Raw genomic sequence first — 3085 nt, forward strand, 5'->3', positions numbered from 1 at the left:
GACAACTCCCCATCCCCGCAGCGGCTTCAGCGGCGGTCGGTCGGCGCCTGCTCGGCGGTGACGGGGACTGCCGGCTCCTCGGCCAGCTGCTCCCACGCGAAGGTCGAGATCATGGCGTCGCTGAGCAACTCGATGCCGTCGAGCACCTCAGCGGGGATCACGTCGCCGTCCGGGATCACGATGGTCGACGTGAACACGAGCGCCTTACGGCGCAGCGTTCCCGGCACCGGGATGATGTAGGTCACCGTGCGGCCGCCGACTCCCTCGATCGCGGGCGCGCCCGCGGGGCGCTGGGCCTCGGTGGACCAGCGGACGATGTGCTTGATGTTCTCGTCGAGGAAGACCGCGCCACGGACGCGGAATGCCTCGGTCACCCAGGCGTCGAGATTCTCGCCGTCGGGTGCGTCGAGGGCGGAGGCCGTGATCGAGAGGGGCAGGAGTTCGTCCATCGGCACGTCTTCCTGCCGATAGATCGCGAATACCTTGGTGCGCCGCATGCCCTGATTGGCCTGCGCCATCATGGTGCGGAACTCCGCGTCGAGATCGGGACGCCCGGCCTGCATGAAGATCGCGCTGGCCTTGCGCACATCCTCCTGCTGCCCGGCGTTCGTCGGCAGGTGCGTCGCCCAGCCCGGAGGCAGCACGAGGCGGAAGGCGGGGACGCCGTAGCGGAATTCCACGCCGAGGTCGTTCATCTCGTTCATCGGGCGGCACTCCTCGTGTCGATCGTGCGGTCGGCGATCACGCGGGCACGTCTGAGGGCAACGTGATACCGGCGATGATCTTCGGGATCTGCTCCTCCATGAGGGCGAACGGCTCGAGCGTCGACCCCATCGCCTCGATCATGATCGCAGAGTCGCCGTCGCTGAGCATCACCGTCCAGTTCGCGATGGGGCGTGCCTCGCCGTCGTCGAGGAGCACGGCGGACGTGCGGCGCAGGAGGAAGCCCTTGCCGTGGGTGTCGGTCTCCAGTGCCGTGAGCTCGGACGCCGTCGAGTCAGGGAGGGTGGCGATCTCGGTCAGGATGGCAGGGATATCCAGGTCGGCTGCCGCGGAGACCGTCACCTCGACCACGACGTCGCTGTACACGCCACGGGGGACGAACCACAGTTGCACGGCAGCGTTGCCAGCGAGGCCCAATATGCCTTCGGCCGTGAAAGCGAGTGCCTCGCGGTCGCCGTCCGTGAGCGGGGACCGTTCGGCGTAGTGCTCGACCGCAGCCGACACCCACTGCTCCCCGATGCTCTGCTCTCGCCGCAGCAGATCAGCCGCGGGCAGCGGGATGAACCACTCCGCGTCGTAGGCGAAGTCCCATCGCGCCGCGCCGTCGGCGACCGGCACCGACGTCATCGGGTGAGACCGTTGAGCATGCTGGCCGGCGACAGACCACCGGAAGGACTGCCGCCCGCGAGGGCCACGCCCTTGTCCGCCCACTTGTACACGTTGTACGCCTGCTCGAACAGGTCGGGAGCCGGAGACTTCGCGAGGCTGGAGAGCGCATCCGGCAGCTGGTTGATCAGCCGGTTCCCGTACCCGGTGCCGGCCGCGACCGCCTCCTGGAACGAGACGGTGAATGACCGGTTGGCTCCGCCGAGGAAACGCTGGCCGAGCCCCGCCAAGGTGAACGGACCCGTCATACGCGTCCGCGAGGCGTTCTGCACGAAGTTCGCGAAGTTCGCCTTGCTCATCACCCCCCAGCTGCCCTTCGGAGCCGCGGTGATCCCACGGATGTTGCGGATCTGGCCGAGCGGCCCTGTGAGCTGCTTCGGAATCGCCTTGAAGAACTTCCCGAGACCCTGTCCGAGCTTCCCGATCGGGAGCACCCCGATGATCGACATCGCGAGATCACCCCAGCCTTTGCGCCCGTCGAACATCAGTGCCACCGTCAGAGCGAGCGCGATGACGCCCACGACGAGGGCCGCGATCGCGAAGAAGGGCCCGCCGATGATGAGTCCGAGCACGGCGATCGCGAGGCCGATCCAGCTCACCCACTCCGCGACCACGGCGAGGACACCGGCGATGTTCTCCCAGGTGGAGTCCTCCCCGATCTTGTTCGCGTCGGTAAGGCCCGAGACAGCGGTCTCGTAGGCGGTGTGCCAGGTGTCGTACTCGCCGTCGAACGCGTCGAGGTTGTCGTTGTGGGTCGTCTCGGCGGTGCTCAGCGTGGACGCCGCACCGGAGGCGGCGTTCGCGAGATTCGTGCCGGCAGTCGTGTTCGCTGCCGCGTCCTCTTCGGCCGGCGGATTCAGCCGCGTCGAGGTGTTGTGCGCCTGGAGCGCGTCGGCGGCGTCGGCCGCGTTCGACTGCGCGGTCTGGAGCTCGGTGAGGCTCGTCTGGCAATCGGCCACGATGGTGCGCATACGACTCTGCGCGGTCTCGAGCGCCGTGGCGTAATTGCTCAGCGTCGTCCCGGCCGGCTTGTAGCGGCGACCCGCCTCATCGAGATCCTTGTGGACGTCATCGACGACATCCTTGATCTTGTCCATCGCATAGCCCTCGCCATCGATGGAGCCGTCTTTGATGCCCTTGAGCGTGGCAGCGGCACTGACCATGCTGTCGCCGAGCTCGACGATCTTCGTTCCCCGGTCGGCGATCGCCACGGCATCGCCGGCCACGACTTCGACGTCACGTCCCTTGTTCGTCTGCATCTGCTTCTCCCCCTAGACCGCTGCCGGCTGACGCCCGGCACCTGGTGCGTTCCCCGAACCCGACTGCTCCATCGACGTCGCCATCTCGGTGTCGAGGCTCGTGACCTCGTCGACCGTGCCCTTGACCCGGCCGGCGACCTCTTTGAGCTTGGTGAGCAGTTTGTCGCGGCTGTCGTTCCAGCTGCCCTCGAAGTCGTGGCAGCGATCCTTCAGACGTCCGTCACCGTACGGCCTTCCCACGGCGTTCTCGACATCGTCCTGCTTCGCCGCAGCGGACTCCAGCTCGGCCACGATCGCCGTGAGCTTCTCGCTGGTCGTTCGCAGATCACTGATCGGCACGAGCATGCGTTCGCCTGCCATGGCCCCCTCCTTCTTTCCCGGACGCTACGACGTTACTGGGAAGCACCGCACGACGCGATGGGGAGTACTCCCCATCG

The 3085-nt window shown here is 67.2% G+C and carries 4 protein-coding genes; all 4 read right to left on the bottom strand.

The window, feature by feature from the left end:
• Positions 1 to 26 precede the first annotated feature (26 nt).
• From B2869_RS06885 to B2869_RS06900, 4 genes are read right to left on the bottom strand one after another with little or no spacing between them, the layout of a single operon-like run.
• Positions 27 to 704 carry a hypothetical protein gene (locus B2869_RS06885; RefSeq protein ID WP_292764248.1) on the bottom strand — a complete coding sequence of 226 codons (678 nt, stop codon included), beginning with the start codon at positions 702 to 704 and terminating at the stop codon, positions 27 to 29.
• Between the two features lie 37 nt (positions 705 to 741).
• Positions 742 to 1350 (bottom strand): hypothetical protein, encoded by a 609-nt coding sequence (locus B2869_RS06890; protein WP_292764251.1) that lies wholly within the window; start codon positions 1348 to 1350, stop codon positions 742 to 744.
• Positions 1347 to 2648 (bottom strand): hypothetical protein, encoded by a 1302-nt coding sequence (locus B2869_RS06895; protein ID WP_292764254.1) that lies wholly within the window; start codon positions 2646 to 2648, stop codon positions 1347 to 1349. The genes B2869_RS06890 and B2869_RS06895 overlap by 4 nt, the downstream gene beginning before the upstream one ends.
• A 12-nt stretch (positions 2649 to 2660) precedes the next feature.
• Positions 2661 to 3008, bottom strand: coding sequence for a hypothetical protein (locus B2869_RS06900; RefSeq protein ID WP_292764257.1), 348 nt, complete (start codon positions 3006 to 3008; stop codon positions 2661 to 2663).
• Positions 3009 to 3085 lie beyond the last annotated feature (77 nt).

The sequence above is a fragment of the Microbacterium sp. UBA3486 genome, from assembly GCF_002377845.1.
In the GTDB taxonomy this organism is placed as follows: Bacteria; Actinomycetota; Actinomycetes; order Actinomycetales; family Microbacteriaceae; genus Microbacterium; species Microbacterium maritypicum_A.

What these genes read in the sequence shown, in the direction of transcription:
- B2869_RS06885 (WP_292764248.1), bottom strand. Translation starts at nt 704, where the DNA reads ATGAACGAGATGAACGACCTCGGCGTGGAATTCCGCTACGGCGTCCCC.
- B2869_RS06890 (WP_292764251.1), bottom strand. Translation starts at nt 1,350, where the DNA reads ATGACGTCGGTGCCGGTCGCCGACGGCGCGGCGCGATGGGACTTCGCC.
- B2869_RS06895 (WP_292764254.1), bottom strand. Translation starts at nt 2,648, where the DNA reads ATGCAGACGAACAAGGGACGTGACGTCGAAGTCGTGGCCGGCGATGCC.
- B2869_RS06900 (WP_292764257.1), bottom strand. Translation starts at nt 3,008, where the DNA reads ATGGCAGGCGAACGCATGCTCGTGCCGATCAGTGATCTGCGAACGACC.